Annotated in this window: 20 protein-coding genes and 1 riboswitch; of the genes, 9 read left to right on the forward strand and 11 right to left on the reverse strand. The window is 68.7% G+C overall.

Translation table 11 applies throughout. The features are described 5' to 3' along the window. The coding region (locus tag ACWELJ_RS22285; RefSeq protein WP_452368057.1) for a WD40 repeat domain-containing protein at positions 1–2,376 on the forward strand (2,376 nt) is incomplete at its 5' end. 15 nt (positions 2,377–2,391) lie between these two features. Here the strand turns inward: ACWELJ_RS22285 and ACWELJ_RS22290 are convergent. Both ACWELJ_RS22290 and ACWELJ_RS22295 read right to left on the reverse strand, forming a co-directional pair. Next, positions 2,392–3,723 (reverse strand): family 1 glycosylhydrolase, encoded by a 1,332-nt coding sequence (locus tag ACWELJ_RS22290; protein WP_452368058.1) that lies wholly within the window; start codon positions 3,721–3,723, stop codon positions 2,392–2,394. Between the two features lie 76 nt (positions 3,724–3,799). Then, positions 3,800–4,267 (reverse strand): DUF4189 domain-containing protein, encoded by a 468-nt coding sequence (locus ACWELJ_RS22295; protein ID WP_452368059.1) that lies wholly within the window; start codon positions 4,265–4,267, stop codon positions 3,800–3,802. Between the two features lie 192 nt (positions 4,268–4,459). Here ACWELJ_RS22295 and ACWELJ_RS22300 point away from each other — a divergent pair, with 192 nt between their 5' ends. After that, complete coding sequence (locus tag ACWELJ_RS22300; RefSeq protein ID WP_452368060.1) at positions 4,460–4,864, forward strand: VOC family protein; 405 nt, start codon at positions 4,460–4,462, stop codon at positions 4,862–4,864. Positions 4,865–4,918: 54 nt separating this feature from the next. Here the strand turns inward: ACWELJ_RS22300 and thiC are convergent, their stop codons facing one another. Both thiC and ACWELJ_RS22310 read right to left on the reverse strand, forming a co-directional pair. Beyond that, positions 4,919–6,580, reverse strand: coding sequence for a phosphomethylpyrimidine synthase ThiC (gene thiC, locus ACWELJ_RS22305; protein WP_452368061.1), 1,662 nt, complete (start codon positions 6,578–6,580; stop codon positions 4,919–4,921). Beyond that, positions 6,573–6,683: riboswitch (TPP riboswitch) on the reverse strand. Its footprint overlaps the gene before it by 8 nt. A gap of 92 nt (positions 6,684–6,775) precedes the next feature. Next, positions 6,776–8,170, reverse strand: a complete 1,395-nt coding sequence (locus ACWELJ_RS22310) for a lipase family protein (protein ID WP_452368062.1) — start codon at positions 8,168–8,170, stop codon at positions 6,776–6,778. 96 nt (positions 8,171–8,266) lie between these two features. Between ACWELJ_RS22310 and ACWELJ_RS22315 the strand changes: the two genes are divergently transcribed. Beyond that, complete coding sequence (locus ACWELJ_RS22315; protein WP_452368063.1) at positions 8,267–8,941, forward strand: TetR/AcrR family transcriptional regulator; 675 nt, start codon at positions 8,267–8,269, stop codon at positions 8,939–8,941. Here ACWELJ_RS22315 and ACWELJ_RS22320 read toward each other — a convergent pair. From ACWELJ_RS22320 to ACWELJ_RS22335, 4 genes are all read right to left on the reverse strand, one after another. Further along, a complete protein-coding gene (locus tag ACWELJ_RS22320) occupies positions 8,938–11,202 on the reverse strand; it encodes an MMPL family transporter (RefSeq protein WP_452368064.1) in 2,265 nt (754 codons plus the stop codon). The genes ACWELJ_RS22315 and ACWELJ_RS22320 overlap by 4 nt on opposite strands. Before the next feature lie 102 nt (positions 11,203–11,304). Next, the gene (gene fahA / locus ACWELJ_RS22325; protein WP_452368065.1) at positions 11,305–12,483 is read right to left on the reverse strand and encodes a fumarylacetoacetase; all 1,179 of its coding nucleotides are present in this window, start codon (positions 12,481–12,483) and stop codon (positions 11,305–11,307) included. 1 nt (position 12,484) lies between these two features. Continuing rightward, a complete protein-coding gene (locus ACWELJ_RS22330) occupies positions 12,485–13,690 on the reverse strand; it encodes a homogentisate 1,2-dioxygenase (protein WP_452368066.1) in 1,206 nt (401 codons plus the stop codon). Positions 13,691–13,729: 39 nt separating this feature from the next. Further along, positions 13,730–14,356 (reverse strand): TetR/AcrR family transcriptional regulator, encoded by a 627-nt coding sequence (locus tag ACWELJ_RS22335; protein ID WP_452368067.1) that lies wholly within the window; start codon positions 14,354–14,356, stop codon positions 13,730–13,732. 70 nt (positions 14,357–14,426) lie between these two features. Here ACWELJ_RS22335 and ACWELJ_RS22340 point away from each other — a divergent pair, with 70 nt between their 5' ends. The 3 genes from ACWELJ_RS22340 (at position 14,427) to ACWELJ_RS22350 (ending at position 17,591) form a co-directional block, all read left to right on the forward strand. Continuing rightward, the gene (locus ACWELJ_RS22340; RefSeq protein WP_452368079.1) at positions 14,427–14,669 is read left to right on the forward strand and encodes a hypothetical protein; all 243 of its coding nucleotides are present in this window, start codon (positions 14,427–14,429) and stop codon (positions 14,667–14,669) included. Positions 14,670–14,990: 321 nt separating this feature from the next. Continuing rightward, positions 14,991–16,817 (forward strand): acyl-CoA dehydrogenase, encoded by a 1,827-nt coding sequence (locus ACWELJ_RS22345; protein ID WP_452368068.1) that lies wholly within the window; start codon positions 14,991–14,993, stop codon positions 16,815–16,817. Positions 16,818–16,952: 135 nt separating this feature from the next. Beyond that, complete coding sequence (locus tag ACWELJ_RS22350; RefSeq protein WP_452368069.1) at positions 16,953–17,591, forward strand: hypothetical protein; 639 nt, start codon at positions 16,953–16,955, stop codon at positions 17,589–17,591. A gap of 15 nt (positions 17,592–17,606) precedes the next feature. On the opposite strand, the gene ACWELJ_RS22355 is transcribed toward ACWELJ_RS22350, so the two are convergent. From ACWELJ_RS22355 to ACWELJ_RS22365, 3 genes are read right to left on the reverse strand one after another with little or no spacing between them, the layout of a single operon-like run. Next, positions 17,607–18,422 (reverse strand): exodeoxyribonuclease III, encoded by an 816-nt coding sequence (locus tag ACWELJ_RS22355; RefSeq protein ID WP_452368070.1) that lies wholly within the window; start codon positions 18,420–18,422, stop codon positions 17,607–17,609. 50 nt (positions 18,423–18,472) lie between these two features. Continuing rightward, complete coding sequence (locus ACWELJ_RS22360) at positions 18,473–19,447, reverse strand: N-acetylglutamate synthase, CG3035 family (RefSeq protein ID WP_452368071.1); 975 nt, start codon at positions 19,445–19,447, stop codon at positions 18,473–18,475. A 6-nt stretch (positions 19,448–19,453) separates the two neighbouring features. Continuing rightward, positions 19,454–20,077, reverse strand: a complete 624-nt coding sequence (locus tag ACWELJ_RS22365) for a peptide deformylase (RefSeq protein ID WP_452368072.1) — start codon at positions 20,075–20,077, stop codon at positions 19,454–19,456. A gap of 203 nt (positions 20,078–20,280) precedes the next feature. On the opposite strand from ACWELJ_RS22365, the gene ACWELJ_RS22370 reads away from it, so the two are divergent. The 3 genes from ACWELJ_RS22370 (at position 20,281) to sodC (ending at position 22,085) form a co-directional block, all read left to right on the forward strand. Then, complete coding sequence (locus tag ACWELJ_RS22370) at positions 20,281–20,598, forward strand: DUF3263 domain-containing protein (protein WP_213558355.1); 318 nt, start codon at positions 20,281–20,283, stop codon at positions 20,596–20,598. 91 nt (positions 20,599–20,689) lie between these two features. Beyond that, positions 20,690–21,256, forward strand: a complete 567-nt coding sequence (locus ACWELJ_RS22375; RefSeq protein WP_452368073.1) for a LytR C-terminal domain-containing protein — start codon at positions 20,690–20,692, stop codon at positions 21,254–21,256. A gap of 151 nt (positions 21,257–21,407) precedes the next feature. Continuing rightward, entirely contained in the window at positions 21,408–22,085 is a 678-nt protein-coding gene (gene sodC, locus ACWELJ_RS22380) for a superoxide dismutase[Cu-Zn] (protein WP_452368074.1), read from the forward strand. The last annotated feature ends 7 nt before the right edge of the window (positions 22,086–22,092 follow it).

Below are 22,092 nucleotides of genomic sequence, written 5' to 3' on the forward strand. Positions count from 1 at the left end.
GGGCGCAGCGACGAATTCCTCGGCGCCGCGATCCGATCCGCGCGGCGGCTGCGCGGGGCGCGGGCCGGTGTCGCGCTGGGGCTGGTGGTGCTGCTGGTCGCGGCGCTGGCGGGCTACTTCAACACCGTGAACGCCGCCCGCGAGCGCGACGACGCCTTCTTCGCCACCGTCCTGAGCGACGCGGACCGGCTGCAGAACACCGACCCCACCCTGTCGGCCGAACTCGCCGTGCTGGCGCATCGGCTCCGCCCCGGCGACGCGGACGTCTCGTCCCGGCTGATCGCCGGCCAAACCCTGCCGATCGCCACGACATTCGTCGATCACCCCGGATTCGTGGCCGGGCTCGCCGCGATGGACGACGACGTGATCCTGGCCGTGGGCGACGATCACGCGCTGCGCCGATGGCAGCGCGGGCCGTCCGGGGCCATCACCGCGGTCGGCGCGCCGATCGCCGATCCCGTCGAACGCGCCACCGGGGTGAGCGTGCGGGGAACGGTGGTGGTCACCGGCGGTCCCGATGCGACCGTGCGGGTCCGGGACCTCTCCGATCCCGCACGGCCGCGGCCGCTGGCGACCATCGACACCGGCGCCGCGGTGACCACGGTGAACCTGTCCTTCGATCGGCGCACGCTGGCGGTCGGGCACCAGCGCGAAGTCCTGCTGTGGGACGTCTCCGATTGGGCCGCGCCGAAACAACTTCCGACCCGGTACCCCGTCGACGGTGAGCTGGCCGGGATGGGCTTCACCGCGGGCGACCGCTCCCTGATCACCATCGACAGCCGCGCCGGCAGCCCCATGTCCAGCCTCTACACGGTGTTGTCGTGGGGGCCCGGCCCCACCCGCGGCACCGCACGTCCGGTCAAGATCGCCGAAACCTCGGGCCACCTGTCGGCGGCCGTCGCCGATGACGATCCGCTGCTGGCGATCTCCGACGCCGAGTCCGGCGGCGGGACGGGACCGGCGTCGAGCCGGGTGCGCCTGATCCGGGTCGACGACGCCGGCAATCCGATCCCGGTGGGCGAACCGTTCACCGTGGCGGCGGCGAACCTGCTGGGCGGGGTGGCGCTCAGCCCGGACGGGAAGATGCTGGCGGCCATGACCTCCACGCAAACCACGCTGTGGAATCTGGCCGACCCGACCCAGCCCACCGTGCTCGAATCACCGCTGGCCGGTAATTCGGCGACCTGCCCGGCCGCCGACGGACGGCCACGGTGCACCGGCAGCGCGACCACCCTCGCCTTCGGGCGCGACGGCCGCCACCTCACGCTCGGACTCGACGGCGGTGTGGTGCAGCAGTGGACGCTCCCCAGCGCCGTGCTGGCCGGACAGTCCGGGCAGGTCGCGCCGCTGGTCAACGCGATCAGCGCCGATGGCCGGCGGATGCTCACCGTCGCGCCCGGCGCGGACGCCCGGATCTGGGATATCGAGAACCCGGCCGCGGTGCGGATGCTCGGCACCATCGCCAACCCGGACTACCGACTGCCCGGCATGGTCATGGATCCCGCGCCCGCCATCAGCTACGACGGTCGGTACGCGGCGCTGCTGCTGCACGGCGTCATGACGCTCATCGACATCTCCGCGCCGGCCCGACCCGTGGAGGTCGCGACCCTCCCGGGAGCGATCAGCGCCTCCTTCGCCGCCGACCGGACCCTGCTCGCGACCACCCACGCGCTGCCCACGCCCGAGGTGCTGATCTGGGACTACGCCAATCCGGTCAAGCCGGCGACGATCGGCGCGCCGATCCTGGTGCCGCCGTCACGGAAGCTGCTGGAGACCGGAATTCAGCTGGCCGCCAGCCGGGACGGTCAGGTCGTGGTCTCGCTCACCGACAAACTCCAGCTGTGGAACGGACTGACGGCGGACGCCGACCGGGCGCCGCTGGGCGGCGTCGCCGCGGACCACCCGAGCGGTGTGACCGGCCTGGCCGTCAGCCCCGACCACCGGGTCGCCGCGGTCGGCTGGGACGCCGGATCGGTGCGGTTCTTCGACCTCGACGATCCGGGACACATCGCGCCGCTGGGTGATCCGCTGCCGGTGAGCAGCATCGGCACCGCCGCACTGGATTACAGCCCGGACGGCCGGTACCTCGCGACTGGCGGCACCGACTCGACGGTCCGGCTGTGGCAGGTCACCGATCCCGCGCATCCGAAGTCGCTGGGCCAGTCCATCACTCCGGCGGTCTCGACGCTGTGGCGCGTGGCCTTCCACCCGAAGGCCGACTATCTCATCGGCGGCGGGGACAACGGCGTGCTGCGGATGTGGGACCTCGACCCCGAGCACGCCGCCGCCCGGATCTGCGCGCTGACGGGCACTTCCATCGCGGCGCAGCTGAGTTCGCATCTGCCCGGCCACCGGTTGCCCGAGCTGTGCCGGTGAGCGCCGGCGGCGGGATCACCGCGGCACGGTGAGCGGGTCGATGCAGCTGACCGGGGTCTCCGCCAGATTGCAGTCGACGAGAGCGCGCACCGGCCGATAGCCGGCCGGGACGCCGCCGTCGCGGATGAGGGTGCGATAGGCGTCGGCCGCCGGGGTGGGACGGCGGGTGAGCGCGGGGTCGTCGCGGACGTCCACCGAGTAGAGGCCGAAACGCAGTGCGTAGGTGCCCCATTCGAAGGTGTCCGTGAGGCCCCAGCGGTTGTAGCCGATGACGTCGATACCGTCCGCCTTGGCGCGTTGCAGCCAGTAGGCGGTGTCGCGCACCTGATCCGCGGGCGTGTAGCCGTCGGCTCGGGCCTGCCCTTCGATCAGGAACATGCCGTTCCCGGTCACATACAACGGCGTACCCGGGTAGCGGCGCGCGTAGAAGTCCAGCGCGTAGTAGATGGACTCCGGCTGGACCAGATGCTCGACCGGGCTGCTCCATCGCAGCGGCGACTGCGCCAACAGCGACTGTGGGGTGAAGGAGTACGCCTGGACGATCCCGAGGTAGTCGATCCGATCGGCGATCCGGTCCACGACCGGCAGGTTGTACACCGATTCGGTGAGCCCCGCCGAGAACGGCACCGACACCCCGACCCGCGCGCCCGGCCGCACCTGGTGGATGTAGTCGTAGATGGTGTTGTGCGCCCGCGCCAGCCGCTCGTGCATCACCGGCATCTCGGCGAGGTCCAGCGCGCCGTCCTCCCACTCGTATTTGACGTAGTTGCCGACCTCCCCGAACGTGATCCACAGCGGATCCCGGGACGCGTAGCGCTCCACCACCTTCCGCGCATTGGCCAGCCAGTCCTCGACCATCCCCGGATTCCGCCAGCCCCCGCGATCGGCCGCCCACCCGGGATGCACCCACTGGTTCAGCACTAGCATCGGCCGGATGCCCTGGGCGGCAAGCGCATCCAGCACCCGGTCGTAGAAGGCGAACCCGGCCTCGTCCCACTCCCCGGGCCGCGGCTGCACCCGCGCCCATTCGATGGTCGTCGAGAACACCCGCACGCCCAGCCCGCCGGCGAGCCCGATATCGGCGGGATACCGGGAATAGAAGTCCACCGAATCCGGACGCTGCGGCAGCTCGGCGTTGTACTTCATCATGAAGCGGAACTGATTGCTGTCCGGCGCATGTCCCTCGCTCTGGAATCCCGTCATCGAGACGCCCCACAGGAAGTCGTCACCGAGCGGCGGAACCGCCGGCGGCGGCGCGGGCCGCGCATTCGCGATCGGCCGGTTCCAGAGCCCCACGGCCAGTCCGGCCGCGGTGAGCCCCAGCAGTTTTCGCCGCGCGATCCCCATCGGATCCCCCTCTGCGCATCGAATGCCCGATCGACCCGGCGCGGGGCCGATCGGTTCACTTCCCTTGGGGAACAAACTAGTTGTTGCAGCCCGACACGATGAGGCGGCCGTTGCCGGCCTTCCTGCGCGCATTGAACTCCGCGTCGGCGAGGGACGGTCCCCACGCACCCGCGAACGAGAATCTGGTCCAGGGTGTGGTGGATCCGCGAACGTTCTCCTGGGCCAGGGCGCCACAGGCGCCGTGGCCGGAGAAGCTGGCGTACACCTTGCAGTCGGATCCGCAGCGGGCGAGGGCCGCCGCGAGTGCCGCGTCATAACTCTCATAGTTCCGGCTGATGATGGAGTACCCGGTACTCCGGGATGCCACGATCACGCCGTACGGGATGTACGCCGCGTCCGCGGTGGTGGCGGTCGTGACGACCGCGGAGCCGACGGCGGTGGCGCCGATCAGCACCGCGATCACGCGGCGGGCGATGATGGACCGCAGCCCTCGGCGCGGCTGGGAAACGGACTGTGACCGACGATCCGGCGAAGCGATTTTCATGGTGGCGACGCTACGAACCACGCCCCGCCACCGTCCTCGTCCGCCGGTGCAATCACGGGTGAAAGCCCTGTTCACGAGTCCGTGCGTGAATTCCGGTCCGGAATCCGGTGCCACCGGGATGCCCGGGTCATGAAGAATTCCGTCGTGCCGCTCCGACCTCACGAAGAACACTCGAATCGGAAAGGATCCGTCATGAACTGGACACTCGAAGTGGTGATAGTCCCGGTGTCGGACGTGGACCGCGCCAAGGATTTCTACGCCGGCAAGCTGGGGTTCCATGTCGACCACGACACCCAGCCCGCGCCGGGGATCCGGATCTGCCAGCTGACGCCGCCGGGGTCGGGGTGCTCGATCGTGATCGGTGAGGGGGCGGTCCCGAAGATGGAGCCGGGCAGCATCAAGGGGTTGCAATTGGTGGTCAATGATCTGAAGCGCGCGCATGCCGAACTGGTCGAGCGCGGTGTCGAGGTGAGTGACATCCAGGTGCTGCCGGGGCCGGTCACCGAGGGGGACCCGTTGAACAACAGCGGGTTCGTGTTCTTCGACGACCCGGACGGCAACAGCTGGGCCGTCCAGCAGATTTCGAATCGCCCCTGAGACACCTCGGGGCGGGTGGCCCGAAAGCCGCCCGCCCCGAACCGGATTCGAGCGTTACGACACGACCGGCAGGTACACCTTGTTGCCCGCCTCGGCGAATTCGGCGGACTTCTCGGCCATTCCGGCCTCGATGGCGTTCACGTCGGTGAGGCCGTGCTTCTCCGCGTAGTCGCGCACGTCCTGCGAGATGCGCATGGAGCAGAACTTCGGACCGCACATGGAGCAGAAGTGCGCGGTCTTGGCGGGCTCGGCCGGCATGGTCTCGTCGTGGTACTCCCGCGCGGTGTCGGGGTCCAGCGAGAGGTTGAACTGGTCGGTCCAGCGGAACTCGAAGCGCGCCTTGGACAGCGCGTTGTCCCGCTCCTGGGCGCGCGGGTGCTGCTTGGCCAGGTCGGCGGAGTGGGCGGCGATCTTGTAGGTGATCACGCCGACCTTCACGTCGTCGCGGTTGGGCAGGCCCAGGTGCTCCTTGGGCGTCACGTAGCACAGCATCGCGGTGCCGGCCTGGGCGATGATGGCCGCGCCGATGGCCGAGGTGATGTGGTCGTAGGCGGGCGCGATATCGGTGGCCAGCGGGCCGAGGGTGTAGAACGGAGCCTCCTCGCAGAGCTCCTCCTCCAGCCGCACGTTCTCCACGATCTTGTGCATCGGCACATGGCCGGGGCCCTCGATCATCACCTGCACGCCATAGGATTTCGCGATCTTGGTGAGTTCACCCAGGGTGCGCAGCTCGGCGAACTGGGCCTCGTCATTGGCGTCCGCGATGGAACCCGGACGCAGGCCGTCACCGAGGGAGAAGGTGATGTCGTACTTCGCCAGGATCTCGCAGAGTTCGCGGAAGTTGGTGTACAGGAACGATTCCTGGTGATGCGCCAGGCACCACGCCGCCATGATCGACCCACCGCGGGACACGATGCCGGTGACGCGCTTGGCGGCCAGCGGCACGTAGCGCAGCAGCACGCCCGCGTGCACCGTCATGTAGTCGACGCCCTGCTCGGCCTGCTCGATCACGGTGTCGCGGTAGATCTCCCAGGTGAGCTTGGTGGGATCGCCGTTCACCTTCTCCAGGGCCTGGTAGATCGGCACGGTGCCGACCGGAACCGGGGAGTTGCGCAGGATCCACTCGCGGGTCTCGTGAATGTTCTTGCCGGTGGACAGGTCCATGATGGTGTCGGCGCCCCAGCGGGTGGCCCACACCATCTTCTCGACCTCCTCGGCGATGGAGGAGCTCACGGCCGAGTTGCCGATGTTCGCGTTGATCTTCACCGCGAACTGCTTGCCGATGATCATCGGCTCGGACTCGGGGTGCTTGTGGTTGGCGGGGATCACCGCGCGACCCGCGGCCACCTCGTCGCGCACCAGCTCGGGCGAAACGCCTTCGCGGGCAGCGATATAGCGCATCTCGTGGGTGATGACGCCCTGGCGCGCCCAGTTCAGCTGGGTCGGCGGGCCGTCGACCCGCGGCTTGTCCCAGCCGTCGCGCAGCTTGGGCAGGCCCGCCTCGAGATCGATGGCGGCGGTGTCGTCGGTGTACGGACCCGAGGTGTCGTACACGTCGAAATGCTCGCCATTGGTCAGGTTGATGCGCCGCACCGGTACCCGCAGCGTGGCGCCGTCGGCCTCGACCTGTTCGTAGTGCTTGACGCTGCCCGCGATGGGGCCGGTGGTCACGGTGTCGACCGGGGCGGCCGAGCTGGAGACACGACTCGATGACATGGCATATCCTCCCTACGCCGGCATTACCCGGTCAGGTTCATACGGTCGACGGCCCACTAGCCGTCCTCTCAGCCCGCTGGTGCGAGCCCCCGTTGGCAAACTTTTTCCGAGCCGACCATACCCGGCCCCGGGGCACGGCAACCCCGGGACCGTGGAATATACGATCCGGTCTGCTCCGAGCGGGTAGTGCGCCGCTCAGTTCTCGCGTGGCCCGATCGGCCAGCCCAGCGCGCCGAAGGCGGCGTTCAAAGAGATCTCGGTCTGCGTGGCGAGCGCGTCCAGACTGCCGAGCATGGTGACCACGTCCTCGGTGCGGCAGCCCGCCGGCTCGGGCGCGCCCGGAGCCAGGCGCGACTTGATCCAGTTGAACGCGTCCGCCATGCCGAGCGTGGTCAGGGTCAGGTGCTCGCTGAGATGATCGCGCGTGTAGTGGACCGACGCCCCGCCCTCACACCAGCGCCCCACCATCCGGTCGTTCGTGAACCACGGCACGGCCTCGTCGAACACGCCCTGATAGACCAGCAGCGGCGCGGTCGGCGGCGTGCCGCCCAGCACCGTCGCGTCGAAGACCTCGCGAATCTCCGGCAGGGCCAGGTAGTCCGCGATCGGGATGGTCAGCATGCGCTGGTAGTCGGTGAACATGAGGGTCAGCGCGTTGCGCACCAGGCACTGGTGCGCGGTGCGGTCCATGAGCGCCCGGCCCGCCGGGGTCAGGTACCGCTCGGTGGTCTCGGCGAACCGCGGGTAGGCGTTGCGCAGCGACGCGATCCCCACGCCGATGAGACTGGCGAACAGGGAACCGTTGACGTGCAACAGGGATTCGACATCCGAGACCGGCGCGCCCAGCGCGATGCCCTTGATGTTCAGCTCCGGCGCGTAACCCGGCTGCGTCTCCGCGGCCCAGCCGCTGCCCATGCCGCCGCCGGAGTAACCCCACAGCGCCACCGGGGTATTCGCGCCGTCCAGGCCCAGCGGCGCGAAGCTCTCGGCGGCGCGGACACTGTCCAGAACCAGGTACCCGGGTTCCTTCGCCACGGCGAGATGCCCGTCCAGCCCCTCGTAGTCGGGGATGTTGATCGCGTAACCCTGGCTGATGGAGGCCGCGACTTCCAGGTACTCGGTGGTGGAGTGGATACCCTCCAACGCCGGTAGTCCACCACCCTGCCGCAGCACATAGGACGGCGCGCACGCCGGTGCGGTGCTGTCGTAGAAGAACTGGTGCGAGACCAGCGGGCGACCGCGGGAGGTGTTCGCGCCCTCGGGAATCGCGACGGTGGTGGCCGCCACGGCCGGTCGCCCGAACAGGTCGGTGGTGCGGTAGAGCAGCTGCCACGACCGCACGTGCACGGGCAGCACGGTGAGCACCGCGAGCTGAACCTCACGCGTGCGCAGCACGGTTCCCGGCGCGGTCGACGCGAATCCCTCGGGAGCTCCGTAGAACGGATCCTGATCGACCGGAAGTGGTTGCGCGGCAGCGGGTCCGGGATGCGCGCCACCCAGTACCACGGCCGCGGCGGCCGTCACTGCCGTCGCGAGCGCAGCCGCGAGCAGCCGCCTCCCTCGCGGTCGGCGATCCCCTGCGATTGCCACGTCCGTGTTCCCTTCCTCGACGTGACAGCGATTACAGCACGACATCGAGTTACCAACAAGATGTCTTTCTGAAATGTGCTTGGCTATCGTTTAGGTATGTCCCGCAGCAAATCTGCCGCGTCGACCGGCGCGCCCCCCGTCCGGCGTCGCATCCGCGGCCTCGACGCCGGCGAGCGCAGCGCCCAGCGCCGCCGTCAGCTCCTCACCGCCGCGACCGAACTCTTTGCCCGGCAAAGCTATTCGGGCACCTCCATCGAACAGATCTGCCAGCACGCCTACGTCGGCACCAAGGGCTTCTACGACCACTTCGACAGCAAGGAGGCCTGCTACACCGCACTGCTGGAACAGATCACCACTGGCATCCAGCAACGCGTCGCCGAGGTGGCCGCCGAGACCGCCGACGCCGACTGGCCCACCCGCCGGGCCGCCGTGCTCGCGGCCTTCGTCCACGCCATCGCCGACGATCGCCGGCTGGCGAAGGTCACCTTCGGCGAAGCGGGCGGCATCTCACCCGCCGTCGAGGCCATGCGCCGCGCCAACCGCCGCTGGTCCGCCGAATTCCTGAAACACCAATGGCTGCAAGCCGACCCGCGCGAGGAGCCCCGCCTGCCGGCGCTGTCCCTGGCCACCGTCGGCGGCATGTTCGAACTCGTCGCCGACTGGCTGCACCACCACGACGACGGCGGCGCCCCGGAATCGGTGGACACCCTGATCGCCGACCTCGAGCACTTCGTCATCGTCGTCGACGCGGGGCGCGCCGCCCGCCGCTAGCGGACCAGCGCGACCTCGCGGTCCTCGTCGTCGTCGGCCGCCGCGCCTGACTCCTCCTCCAGTCCGATCCGCTGGTGCAGCGCCGCAAGCGGTTTCGGGGCCCACCAGTTGGCGGTGGACATCAGGCGCATGAGGGCCGGGGCCAGCAGGCCGCGGATGACGGTGGCGTCGGCGACCACGGCCAGCGCCAGGCCGATGCCGAACAGCTTCATCGGGGCGACCTCGGAGGTGGCGACCGCCAGCAGGACCACCGCCATCAGGCCGGCGGCGGCGGTGAAGATGCGGCCGGTGCGGGCCACGCCCAGCGCCACGGAACGGGTATTGGCCGCGGGGGAGCGGTCGGAGGCGAGCCACTCCTCGCGGATGCGCGACAGCAGGAAGACCTCGTAGTCCATGGACATGCCGAAGGCCAGGCAGATCATCAGGATCGGCATGAACAGGTCGATGCTGCCGGTGGCGGTGAAGCCCAGCAGGCTCGCGCCGTGGCCCTGTTCGAAGACCCAGATCATGGCGCCGAAGGTGGCGGTCAGCGACAGCAGGTTCAGCAGCAGGGCCTTCACCGGGAGGACCACACTGCCGGTGAACAGGAACAACAGGATCAGGGTGATGATCGCGATGATCGCGCCCGCCACGGGCAGCCGGCTGATCACCGAATCCATGGTGTCCTCGTTCAACGCGGCCGCGCCGCCGAAGAGGACCTCGCCGGGGGCGGGCACCGCGCGGAGTTCGGCGAGCTGGTGCTTACCCTCCGCGGAGTACGGGGCGATCCGGGTGCCGACCGACAGGTACGCGCCGTCGGGTCCGGCCATCTGTTGCACGCCGGGGGCCATCTTCGCGCCGTTCACGTAGACGCCGTCGCTGGACAGCACCGCCGGAACCCCCGGCACCTGTGAAAGCCGGGCGGCATACGCGCCGATCTCCTTGCCGTCCCCGTGGAATCCGGGCAGCGCCACCACCGCGCTGGAGGCCATATCGGCGTTGAAGTCGTGCCGCAGCGCGTCACCGACCTGACGGCTGGAGGCGAAGGTGCCGATCACCCGGTCGTCGGGGGTGCCGAAATGCGCCTTCAGGAACGGGGATCCGAGCGCCAGCAGCACCGCCGCGGTGACCACGGCGACCGGCAGCGCTCGCCGCATGACACCGGTGACCAGCCGGTACCAGAAGGTCTCCTCCGGCCGCTTCGGTGCGGGCTCACCGCGACCCAGCAAGCGGCGCACCGGCTTCCGCAGATCCCAGGCATTGACGCGATCGCCGAGCAGCATCAGGGCGGCGGGCAGCAGCAGCACCGACGCGCCCACGGCCGCGACCACCACGGCGACCCCGGCATAGGCGAAGGACTTGAAGAACGGCTGCGGGAACACCGCCAGCGCCGCCAGCGCCAGAGCGACGGTCAGACCGGAGAAGACCACGGTCCGCCCGGCCGTCTGCACCGACCGCAGGATCGCCGCCCGATTGTCGCGGCCATCGGCCAGCTCCTCGCGATACCGGCTGACGATGAACAGGCTGTAGTCGATGGCCAGCGCCAGGCCCAGCGCGCTGGTCATGTTCAACGCGAAGATCGACACATCCATGAACGTGGTCATGGCGCGCAGGATGCCGAGCGTGGCGGCGATCGCGAACAGCCCCACGCCCACCGGCAGCAGGGCCGCGATCACGCTGCCGAACACCAGCACCAGCAGCAGCGCCGACACCGGCACCGCGATGGCCTCGGCCAGCAGCAGATCCTTCTCGACCTGGTGATTGATATCGGCGAAGGATCCGGCCATGCCGCCGACCCGCACCTGCACGCCGTCGCGGTCGCCATCGAGCTCGGTGGACAGGTCCGCGGCCCGGTTCTGCACCTCGGTGTCGGTGCCGGTCACCGTGGCCATGATCAGCCCGCGCTGCCCGTCCTTGCTCTTCAACGCGGTGGCCAGATCGGGCCGGGCCGCGCTGTTGGCCCAATAGGACTGCACGCCGGTGACCGTCGGGTCGTGGCCGAGCAGGTCGGTGACGCGCTGCGCCTCGGCGCGCACCTCGGGGCTGTTGACGCCGCCGCCACCGCTCACCATGACGATGAGATTCGGATTGCCGCCCGGGAAGCTCTCGGTGATGAAGTCGTTGGCCCGCACCGATTCCAGCGAGCCGGTCAGATACCCGCCGCCGACCATATGGGATTTCACGGTGGCCCCGAAGCCACCGCACACCAGCATCAGCAGCAGCGCGGCCACCAGCACGGCACGCGGGCGCGCCATGGCGAACCGGGCAGAAGTGGTCAACATCGACGCCGCCCTCCGAAAGTCGCAAACTTTCGGAACGGTACTTTCCCTGATCGACCGACCGGTAGGTTGAGTGACCATGCTCATGGTGATGCGACTCTGCTATTACTCGGCTTTCGCGATGCGCCCGCGGACTTCGCCCAGCTCCAGGCGCCCGCCGCCGACCGCCGGAGCGCTGGCCGTGAGCACCACCTCATCACCGTCCTGCAGGAACGTCCGCTGCACGCCGTTCAATTCGAACGGCTCGGCGCCACCCCAGCTGATCTCCATCAGCGACCCGCGCTCGCCGCGATCGGCGCCGGAAATGGTGCCGGAGGCGAACAGGTCGCCGGTGCGGGTGGAGGCCCCGTTCACCGTCAGGTGGGCCAGCATCTGCGCCGGCGACCAGTACATGCGGCGGTACGGGGGAGTGGAGACCAGCTGCCCGTTCCAGGCCACCCGGACCGTGATGTCCAAACCCCAGGCCTGCTCATCCCGCAGGTACGGCAGTGGCTCGGGATGCTGCGGCGGCAAGGGAATCCGCGCCGCGGCCAGGGCGTCGAGCGGAGTCACCCACGCGGACAGGCTGGTCGCGAAGGACTTGCCCAGGAACGGGCCCAGCGGCTGACCCTCCCACGCCTGGATGTCGCGCGCCGACCAGTCGTTGACCAGCGCCACCCCGAAGACATGGTCGGTGAAGTCGCCGGTACCGATCGGCGTGCCGAGCGCGGAACCCGCGCCCACCACGAAACCCAGCTCGGCCTCGATGTCCAGGCGGCGGCTCGGGCCGAAATCCGGTGTGCCGGACTCGGTCCGGCGCTGCCCGTGCGGCCGGATGACGTCGGTGCCCGACACCACCACGGTGCCCGCGCGGCCGTGATAGCCCACCGGCAGATGCCGCCAATTCGGCAACAGCGGTTCACCGTCCGGGCGCAGCATGCGGCCCAGGGCGGTGGCGTGATCGAGGCTGGCGTAGAAGTCGACGTAGTCGCCGATCTCGATCGGCAGATCCAAACGGACCGCGCGCACCTCGTGCACCGCGGCCGCGGGCAGGTCCGCCTCGGCGGCCGTGCGCACCCGCTCCCGGATCTCGCGCCAACAGCGCGGACCCTGGGTCATGAAGGCGTTCAGGCTGGGCTGGTGGAACATCGGATCGTCGAGCGCCAGCGCCAGATCGATCACGGTGTCGCCCAGCCGGGCGCCCACCCGGGGTTCCGCGCCCGAGGGGCGGAATACGCAGTACGGCAGGTGGTCCAGCCCGAAGCCGGAATCCGCGGGCACCTCGATGCGCACCCGGCTGCTCAATTCAGATCCATTCCGACGGCCCCTTGCCCGACCAGGTCCACGCGTAGCGCGGGTCCTCGCACGCGAGCGCGCCCTCGCCCAGCTGCAACGGATGGAAAGTGTCCACCATGACCGCCAGTTCGTCGAAGAAGTCGATACCGATACTGCGTTCGTAGGCTCCGGGCTGCGGACCGTGCGCGTAACCGCCCGGATGCACCGACACCGAACCCTGCCCGATCCCGGATCCCTTGCGCGCCTCGTAGTTTCCGCCGCAATAGAACATGATCTCGTCGGAGTCCACGTTCGAGTGGTAGTAGGGCACCGGGATCGACAGCGGGTGATAGTCCACCTTGCGCGGCACGAAATCGCAGACCACGAAATTCTGGCCCTCGAACGCCTGATGCACCGGCGGCGGCTGGTGCACCCGGCCGGTGATCGGCTCGAAATCGGCGATATCGAAGGTGAACGGGTACAGGCAGCCGTCCCAGCCGACCACATCGAAGGGATGGGTGGCGTAAACCATGCTGGTGCCGACGATCTCACCGGCGGGACGGTGCTTGACCAGCACCTCCACCTCCTCACCGGTGAACTGGACCGGTTCGGTGGGACCGTGCAGATCGCGCTCGCAGTACGGCGAATTCTCCAGGAACTGGCCGTATTTCGAGAGGTATCGCTTGGGTGGGGTGATATGGCCGGAACCCTCGATGATGTAGGCGCGCAACGGTTCCGGCCCGTCCGGAATCCAGCGGTGGGTGGTGGCGCGCGGCAGCAGCACCTGATGGCCCTGCCGCACCGGCAGCGTGCCGAACACGGTTTCCACTCGCCCCGAACCGGATTCGATATAGGCCAGTTCGTCGCCGATGGCATTGCGGTAGAGCGCCGATTCGCGCAGCGCCGCCACATAGGAGATGCGCACGTCGGCATTGCCGAGCAGCAGCCGCCGCCCGGTCACCACATCGCTGTCGTCCGGCCTGTCGCCCGGGAACAGTTCGTGCAGTCTCAGATGCCGGTGCCGCAGTGGGTGATTCGGGAACAGCCGCTGCTGCGGCAGCACCCACACCGAGGAATCCACGATGGCCGGGGGCAGTCCGCGGTGATAGAGCAGCGAGGAATCGCCGGAGAAGCCCTCTTCTCCCATCAGCTCCTCGTAATAGAGCCGGCCCCGCTCATCTCGATGCTGCGTATGCCGCTTGGGCGGCACCGAACCAACCTGCCGATAGAACGTCATGGCGTCCTCCCGCTGACCGATGGTCGATTTCCATCGTAGTCAGGCGTGACGCAGCGCGCGGTAGACCGCCGCGCCGACGAACTCTCCCAGAGTGTCGGGGTTCCAGTCGCCCGGCTCGGTCAGCAGGGTGCGGACCGCGCCCTCGCCGGCCGACACCCACAATTCGACCAGCGCCGGAAGCTTGTGTTCGGCGTCGGCGGTACCCCAGGCCGCCAGGGTCGGGCGCAGTCGGCGGGTGCAGCGCTCCACCGCCAGCAGCCGCCCCTTGCCGAACGAATCCGCCACGGCCGGATCGGGATTGCCGTACAGCAGCCGCCAGGTGTCGGGACGTTGGGAGACCGTGTGCAGCAAGGCGCGGAAGCCCGCCACGAACACCGCCTCGTCCGCCTCCACCCGGCGGCGGGGCAGCGTCTCCAGCACGCCCTGCACCAGGTAGTCCTCCTCGCGCCGGATGAGCGCCTCGAGCAGCTCCACCCGATCCGCGAAGCAGGCGTAGACGACCGGGCGGGTGACCTTCATGCGATCGGCCACCGCGGCGATGGTGACCGCCGCGATGCCGTCGGCGACGGCGATCTCCAGCGCGGTGTCGAGGACCTGCGGGCGACGGCGTTCGGGACCCAGATGCCGCGCGCGCTGGCGCGGTCGTGTCGCCGAATCGGTGCCCATGCGCACCGACGATAGCAGCGGCCCGGAAGATCGTTTCCTGCAGCCGTGAACAAAAATTCTACATTCACGAATGAAAGCGTGGGACACCGCCCGCATCGCCATGATGAGCAAGATCCTCGGCTTCTACGGCATGCAGTACTGGTACGTCTGGCGGGTCGCGATCCTGGGCCTGGGCCCGATCTGGCAGAGCGCCAACGCCGAGGCCAAGGCTGCCCTGGACCTGGTGCGTCGCCCGGTCGCGGACCCCGTCCGCTTCGAGAAGGTCCTCACCCGGGTCCGAGCTCTCGCCGGAACCTACGAAATGAACCCCTGACCGTCGGGAGCCGGCGGTCGCCCGCCATGAAATTGGTCGAATGACCGGTCGGCTATTGGCGAAGCATATGCGAGCCGGGGTTCCCGTGAATCAGGTCACGGTCACTCCGCGGCAGGCCAGCGAGTTGTACGGACGCAAATCCAGCTCGAGCGCATAACGGCACGGTTAACTTTTCTCGATCGGGCCGGGTCGGCGAGGGCCCGGACGGTTAAGACGTCTGCCTACGCTTGCGTAACCGGACGGGCGTACGGAATCGTTCGGGTCGATCCCAGATTTTGATCTGAAGACCCGCGTCGAAACTTCAGCCGAGGAGGCCCTTCCGTGTCCCATTACAAGGCGAACCTACGAGACATCGAGTTCAACTTGTTCGAAGTTCTGGGGATCGGGGGACTGCTGGACGGGGGCGCCTACGGTGACCTCGACGGCGACACCGCGCGGGAGATGCTCGCCGAGGCCAAGCGCCTCGCGGAAGGGCCGATCGCGGAGTCCTTCGCCGACGCCGACCGCAACCCGGTCGAGTTCCTGCCCGACCAGCACACCATCACCGTGCCCGAATCGCTGAAGAAGACCGTGGCCGCGGTCAACGAGGCCGGCTACTCCGGCCTGGGCATGGCCGAGGAGATGGGCGGCGTGGCCGCCCCCAACGCCCTCATCTGGGCCATCCAGGAGATGCTGGTCGCCGCCAACAACTCGGCCTCCTTCTTCAACATGGGCCCGCTCATGCACAAGGTGCTCTTCGACGAGGGCACCGAAGAGCAGCAGCGCTGGGCCACCCACGCCTGGGAGAACCGCTGGGGCGGCACCATGGTGCTCACCGAGCCCGACGCCGGCTCCGACGTCGGCATGGGCCGCACCAAGGCCATCGAACAGGCCGACGGCACCTGGCACATCGAGGGCGTGAAGCGCTTCATCTCCGGCGGCGACGTCGGCGACACCGCCGACAACATCTTCCACCTGGTGCTGGCCCGCCCCGAGGGCGCCGGACCCGGCACCAAGGGCCTGTCGCTGTTCATGGTGCCGCGCTTCCTGTTCGACCCGCGGACCATGGAACTCGGCGCCAAGAACGGCGCGCTGGTCACCGGCGTCGAGCACAAGATGGGTATCAAGTCCTCGCCCACCTGTGAGATCACCTTCGGCGGCGACATCCCGGCCGTCGGCTACCTGGTCGGCGGGGTGCACAACGGCATCGCGCAGATGTTCAAGGTCATCGAGAACGCGCGGATGATGGTGGGCACCAAGGCCACCGGCGCGCTGTCCACCGGCTACCTCAACGCCCTCGAGTACGCCAAGCAGCGTGTCCAGGGCGCGGACCTGACCCAGATGACCGACAAGGCCGCCCCGCGCGTCACCATCACCCACCACCCCGACGTGCGCCGCTCGCTGGCCACCCAGAAGGCGTACGCGGAAGGCCTGCGCGCGCTGTACATGTACTGCGCCTCCTACCAGAACGCCGATGTGGCACAGGCCAATTACGGTGTCGACGCCGAACTCGCCGAACGGGTCAACGACCTGCTGCTGCCGATCGTGAAGGGCTGCGGCTCCGACCGCGCCTACGAGTCGCTGACCGAATCGCTGCAGACCCTGGGTGGCTCCGGCTACCTGCAGGACTACCCGATCGAGCAGTACATCCGCGACTGCAAGATCGACTCGCTCTACGAGGGCACCACCGCCATCCAGGCGCAGGACTTCTTCTTCCGCAAGATCATTCGCGACAAGGGCGTGGCGCTCGGGCACGTCGCGGGCCTGATCCAGCAGTTCGTCGACGGCGGCCCCGACCAGTTCAAGATCGAACGCGGACTGCTCGGCGCGGCCCTGGCCGACGTCCAGGCCATGGCGGCCGCGCTCACCGGCTACCTGATGGCCGCGCAGCAGGAGGTCGACGAGCTCTACAAGGTGGGCCTCGGCTCGGTCCGATTCCTGTACGCCGTCGGCGATCTCGTCATCGCGTGGCGACTGCTCGAGCACGCCGCCATCGCCCAGGCGGCGCTGGACGCGGGCGCGGCCGAGAAGGACAAGAACTTCTACACCGGCAAGGTCGGCGTGGCGTCCTGGTTCGCCAAGAACAAGCTGCCGCTGCTCAGCGCCTCGCGGTCGGTGATCGAGAACCTCGACAACGACATCATGAAGCTGGACGAAGCGGCTTTCTGATTCACCCCTGATCGCCGGCCCCGCACCTGTGGTGCGGGGCCGGATTTCGTTGGGGGATCAGGTGACACCGACAGACACGCACAGTTCATCGCTGACCCGCCGATACGTGTCGTGGTGAGCGGGTACAACTACGGCATGGTCTTCCCGATTACCTTCGGCTGGATCCAGATCGTGCTGTTGGTGTTGGGCATCGCGGCCATCGGATTACTGGTCACGGCGGTATTGAAAGCCCGCACGGTCGGCTGGCGGGTGCTGGTCGGACGCGGCATGGGCGCGGCGGGGCTGGCATTCGTCGCGGTGGTGATCCTGTGGATCACCACGCTCCTGCAAACCTTCCTCGGACTCACCGGCGAGGTGAAGGCCGCGCACATCGAAGTAAAACCCGTTGCGGGGCAGGAACACCTGCTGGATGTCAACCTCACCCTCTACGGCGACGAGGGCCACGGCGACCAGCACAAGACCTACCAGGTCGAGGGCGACATGTGGGTGCTGCAGGCCAATATCGTGGAGCTCGAGGCCTGGGTGAACGCCCTGGGCTTCCACGCCGGGTACAAGGTGACCCGGCTCTACGGACAGCGCCTCGACGGCGTCGCCACCAAACAGAACCAGATCTTCCTCAACGGCAGCGACACCGACTTCTTCCAGGACATGAAGGACAAGACCTGGTACACCAGGCCTTTCGTGCGCTCGACCAACGGCAACGCGGTGATCGCCGTCCCGGGCGCCTACGACGTGTTCATCTCCCGCGACGCCATCAAGGCCCGGCCGGTCTAGCCGGGCCCGGCCGAACTAGTCCGCGAGCACCGCGGTCACCGGCGCGTGATCGCTGGCGCCCTTGCCCTTTCGCTCCTCCCGGTCCACGTTCGCGTCGGTGACGCGCGCGGCCAGGGCGGGGGAGGACAGGATGTAGTCGATGCGCATGCCCTCTTTACGGGGGAAGCGCAGCTGCGTGTAGTCCCAGTAGGTGTAGACGCCGGGGCCCGGGTGGAACGGCCGCATCACATCGGTGAAACCGGCCTCGTCGAACGCGTCGAAGGCGTCCCGTTCCGGTTCGGACACATGGGTTTTGCCCTCGAAGAACTCCGGCGACCACACATCCAGATCGGTCGGGGCGATATTCCAGTCACCCACCAGCGCGATCTGCGCGTCCGGATCCTCCGACAGCCACTTGGCGCCCGCTGCCCGCAGCGCCGCCAGCCACTCCAGCTTGTAGGCGTAATGCGGGTCGTCGAGCGCGCGGCCGTTCGGCACGTACAGGCTCCACACCCGCACCCCGCCGCAGGTCGCGCCGATCGCGCGGGCCTCCACCACCGGTGTGCTCAACAGGGATTCGCCCGCGTCCTTGTCGAAACCGGGCTGATCCGGGAAGTTGATCTCGACCTCGTCCAGGCCCACCCGGGAGGCGATGGCCACCCCGTTCCACTGGTTCAGGCCCACGTGCGCGACCTCGTACCCGGCCGCCTCGAAGGCCTCGAACGGGAACTGCTCGTCCTTGCACTTGGTTTCCTGCATGGCCAGCACATCGATATCGGCGCGGTCCAGCCACGCCAGCACCCGATCCTGCCGGGTGCGGATCGAGTTCACATTCCAGGTGGCGATACGCACGGCGGTAAACCTTTCGGAACTAGTGTCTTACGTGAGCGGGCGGCGCGCGATCAGGGTGCGGCGTACCGGTAGCTGTGATGCTCGACGAAGCCCATCTCCTGGTACAACGCCAGCGCCGCGTCATTCTCGTCCGACACCTGAACATAGGCGTGAGTGGCCCCGTGCGTGCGGCCCCAGCGGATCATCTCCGCGCACACCAGCGCGCCCAGTCCGTGCCGCCGATGCCCGGACGCCACCGCCACACAGGTCAGGCCCACCCAGCGGCGGCCGTCGGGGGCCGTGGTCACCGCGGCCCGGCCGATCGCGATCGGCGCGGGCAGACCCAGCGTGGCGAAGGTGACCTCGCCGTCGCGGATCGCGGTCAGCACGTCCACCACCGGGGTCGAGCCGACATCGGTGTCACCGCCCCGATGCCGGTGCATGGACAGCCACGCCCCGTCGGGTTCGGGGGTGAACCGCACCATGGACGGGCCCGACGGCAGGGCCATGGTCTCGATGTCGACCGCCAGCACCCGGGTCTCGTGCCAGGTCCGCCACTCGGCGGGCCGGGTCGCCAGCCGATCGGGCAGTTGCAGCTGCAACGGCAGGCCGTGCGCGGTGTACCACTCGCCGATGCGGCGCAGGGTCTCGGTGTTCATCAGCGCCGGACCGTCCGTACCGCCCAGCGGCACCGCGGAATTCGCGCGATAGGTGTAGCCGTCGCCGGCGCGCAGCAGCCAGCCGTCGATCCAGGACCGCATCAGGCCCGGCCAGCCGTCCGCGGCCGCCGCCTCCAGGGATCGGATCTCACTGGTCCGAATGGGCCTGGGGCCGAGCGGTTTCCAGGCCACCACCTGATCCCGGGCGATCGACACCACCTGACCGTCGGCGGTGCGCACGGTCAGCGGTTCGGTGGCGATCAGTTCGCCGATCACATCCGTCAACGGCTGTGGATACCCCGCGGGCAGGCGGTAGCGCACCACCACCCGCTTGCCGACCGGCGGGAGCGCCCCGGCGCCGCCGGGGCCGGGCTCGGAGTCGGTCATGACCGATCAGTCGTCGAGATCGTCGTCGTCGTGTCCGAAGGGGTCCGGCACGGTGCCCGGGACCCAGCTCAAACCCGGCTTACCCCAGCCGTTTCGCTTGATGGCCTTCTTCGCGGCGCGGGCATTGCGGCCGACCAGCACGTCCACGTACAGGAAGCCGTCCAGATGCCCGGTCTCGTGCTGCAGCATGCGGGCGAAGAAGCCGTGGCCCTCCAGCTCCACCGGCTCACCGTGCTCGTCGGTGCCGGTGACCTTGGCCCAGTCGGCACGACCGGTCGGGAACTGCTCGCCGGGGACCGACAGGCAGCCCTCGTCGTCATCGTCGGGATCCGGCATGGATTCGGGGATCTCCGAGGTCAGCAGCACCGGATTCACCACGCAGCCGCGGCGGCGGACGGCCTTGCCGCCTTCGCCCTCGTCCGGGCAGTCGTAGACGAAGATGCGCGGCGACTGCTCGTCCTCGTCCTCGATGATCACCTGATTGGCGGCCAGACCCACCCCGTGCGCGGCGTCCATCGTCTCGTACATATCCGCGATCAGCTGCGCCAGCTCTTCCGGAGTCCGCGTGACCGGAGTGGTCGCTCGGTGCAGAACCGGGTCGCCGACAATGCGAATCGGGAGAATAGCCATGCTCAGCACCCTATAGTGCGGCGTTTACCGGGGTGATCACACCCTGGGGACGTGTCCGGATCGGTGCCCGGAACCCTCGACACGCCGGGGCTCACGTCACAAAACACGCCGATCGGTACGCATCGCGTTGTCCGTGGCGCGTGGTTGAATGACACCGACGCAAGCACCATATTCGTCTGGTGACCACTCGGCGAGGGAGCTCTATGGACAGCGCAGCGGCACGCGACATTCCCGCAAGCGAGGACGGTCCTTCCGACGAGGATGGCGCGCACGGGCTTTCCCGCCGTGAGCTCGAGATTCTCGATTTCGAGCGCAAATGGTGGAAGTACGCCGGCGCGAAGGAAGAAGCCATCCGCGAACTGTTCGACCTCTCGGCGACCCGCTACTACCAGGTCCTGAACGCGGTCGTCGACAAACCCGAAGCGCTGGCGGCGGACCCGATGCTGGTCAAGCGCCTGCGACGGCTGCGCGCCAGCCGCCAGAAGACCAGGGCCGCACGCCGTCTCGGATTCCAGGTGTGAGCCGCGCCGTGACCGTGAGCCGGCTCTCCACCCGGCCCGCGTCCGCGCTTGATCCCGCGCGGGCGGCCCTGCACCCATTAGGCTCGACGCCGTGAGCAACCCGAATTCGCCGGCCGGCGGTCCGCCGCTGCGGGCCCTGGCGATGGTCCTGATCGCGCTGGCCATCGTGTTCGCCGGGATCGGCGCGATGTCCCTGTCGAGTTCGGACTCCTCGGACAGCAGTGCCGGATCGACCTCCCAGGCCGCCACCACCACTGCGGCGCAGCAGAATTCGACCCAGGCGGCCACCCCGCCGATGGTGCCCAGCACCCTCGCGCCCACGACCACCACGGCCACGACCACCACCGCCGCGCCGACCACCACCACCGCCGCGGGCGTCGACAAGTCGGTCCCGGTCCGGGTCTACAACAACGGCACCGTCGCCGGACTGGCCAAGAAGACCGGCGATCAGCTCAGCGGTGAGGGCTACAACATCACCGAGGTCGGCAACTATCCCAACGGCGTCATCCCGAAAACCACCGTGTACTACGGCAGTTCGCCCAAGGAGCAGGCGCTGGCCAAGGCCATCGCCGCCGAACTGGGCTGCGCCGCCGAACCCCGCTTCCCCGGGATCTCGGACTCGCCCACCGGTGTCATCATCATCGTCACCGGCAACTGAATCGTTGTCCCCCGGCCGCCGGACCGCCACCCGAAAGAAACCGTGCGGCCCCTCCACGGGACACACGCACGGCTCTGGCATCATCTTGTCCGGTACGAACTATGTCCACCCTGCTTTCCCGATAAACTCGGACTCGTAAAGGAGTTCCCCGATGGCCTCGTCCTCAACTCGTCGCCCGTCCTGGTGGACTGTTGCCCCGGTGCTCGCGGTCGCGGCCCTCGGGCTCACCGCCTGCTCCAACAGCCAGGAATCGAGTGACGTCAAGGGGACGACCCCGCCGGTGTTCACCAGCTCGCCCGCCCCCGCGGGCGCGGCGACCGGCCACGGCACCGAGGGCGACACCAACGCCCCCCGGGAGTCCACCGCCGTCACCCTGAAGGACCCCACCGGTGGCACCGTCGGCACCGCTTCCGTCGTGAAGGTGGGCAACCACCTCGAGATCACCGTCGAAGCCCACGGCCTCAAGCCCGGCTTCCACGGCCTGCACATCCACCAGTTCGGCAAGTGCGAGGCCAACTCCACCGCCCCCGCGGGCGGCGTGCCCGGCGACTTCCTGTCCGCCGGTGGCCACCTGCAGGTCGGTGAGCAGAACACGCATCCCGCCAGCGGCGACCTGACCTCGCTCGAGGTGCTCAAGGACGGCACCGCCAAGCTGGTCACCACCACCGACGCCGTCACCCTGGACGAGATCAAGGGCAAGGCCCTGATCATCCACGCCGGCGCCGACAACTTCGGCAACATTCCCACCCGGTACGCGCCCGCACCGGATGCGGACACCCTCGCGACCGGCGACGCGGGTGCACGGGTCGCCTGCGGCGTCGTCGCCTGAACCCATT

Source organism: Nocardia sp. NPDC004582 (assembly GCF_053602115.1).

Coding starts and splice junctions, on each gene's coding strand:
- thiC (WP_452368061.1), bottom strand. CDS start 6,580: ATGTCATCGAGTCGTGTCTCCAGCTCGGCCGCCCCGGTCGACACCGTG.
- ACWELJ_RS22320 (WP_452368064.1), bottom strand. CDS start 11,202: ATGTTGACCACTTCTGCCCGGTTCGCCATGGCGCGCCCGCGTGCCGTG.
- ACWELJ_RS22360 (WP_452368071.1), bottom strand. CDS start 19,447: ATGACCGACTCCGAGCCCGGCCCCGGCGGCGCCGGGGCGCTCCCGCCG.
- sodC (WP_452368074.1), top strand. CDS start 21,408: ATGGCCTCGTCCTCAACTCGTCGCCCGTCCTGGTGGACTGTTGCCCCG.
- ACWELJ_RS22295 (WP_452368059.1), bottom strand. CDS start 4,267: ATGAAAATCGCTTCGCCGGATCGTCGGTCACAGTCCGTTTCCCAGCCG.
- ACWELJ_RS22340 (WP_452368079.1), top strand. CDS start 14,427: ATGAAAGCGTGGGACACCGCCCGCATCGCCATGATGAGCAAGATCCTC.
- ACWELJ_RS22350 (WP_452368069.1), top strand. CDS start 16,953: ATGGTCTTCCCGATTACCTTCGGCTGGATCCAGATCGTGCTGTTGGTG.
- ACWELJ_RS22335 (WP_452368067.1), bottom strand. CDS start 14,356: ATGGGCACCGATTCGGCGACACGACCGCGCCAGCGCGCGCGGCATCTG.
- ACWELJ_RS22290 (WP_452368058.1), bottom strand. CDS start 3,723: ATGGGGATCGCGCGGCGAAAACTGCTGGGGCTCACCGCGGCCGGACTG.
- ACWELJ_RS22330 (WP_452368066.1), bottom strand. CDS start 13,690: ATGACGTTCTATCGGCAGGTTGGTTCGGTGCCGCCCAAGCGGCATACG.
- ACWELJ_RS22315 (WP_452368063.1), top strand. CDS start 8,267: ATGTCCCGCAGCAAATCTGCCGCGTCGACCGGCGCGCCCCCCGTCCGG.
- ACWELJ_RS22300 (WP_452368060.1), top strand. CDS start 4,460: ATGAACTGGACACTCGAAGTGGTGATAGTCCCGGTGTCGGACGTGGAC.
- ACWELJ_RS22365 (WP_452368072.1), bottom strand. CDS start 20,077: ATGGCTATTCTCCCGATTCGCATTGTCGGCGACCCGGTTCTGCACCGA.
- ACWELJ_RS22370 (WP_213558355.1), top strand. CDS start 20,281: ATGGACAGCGCAGCGGCACGCGACATTCCCGCAAGCGAGGACGGTCCT.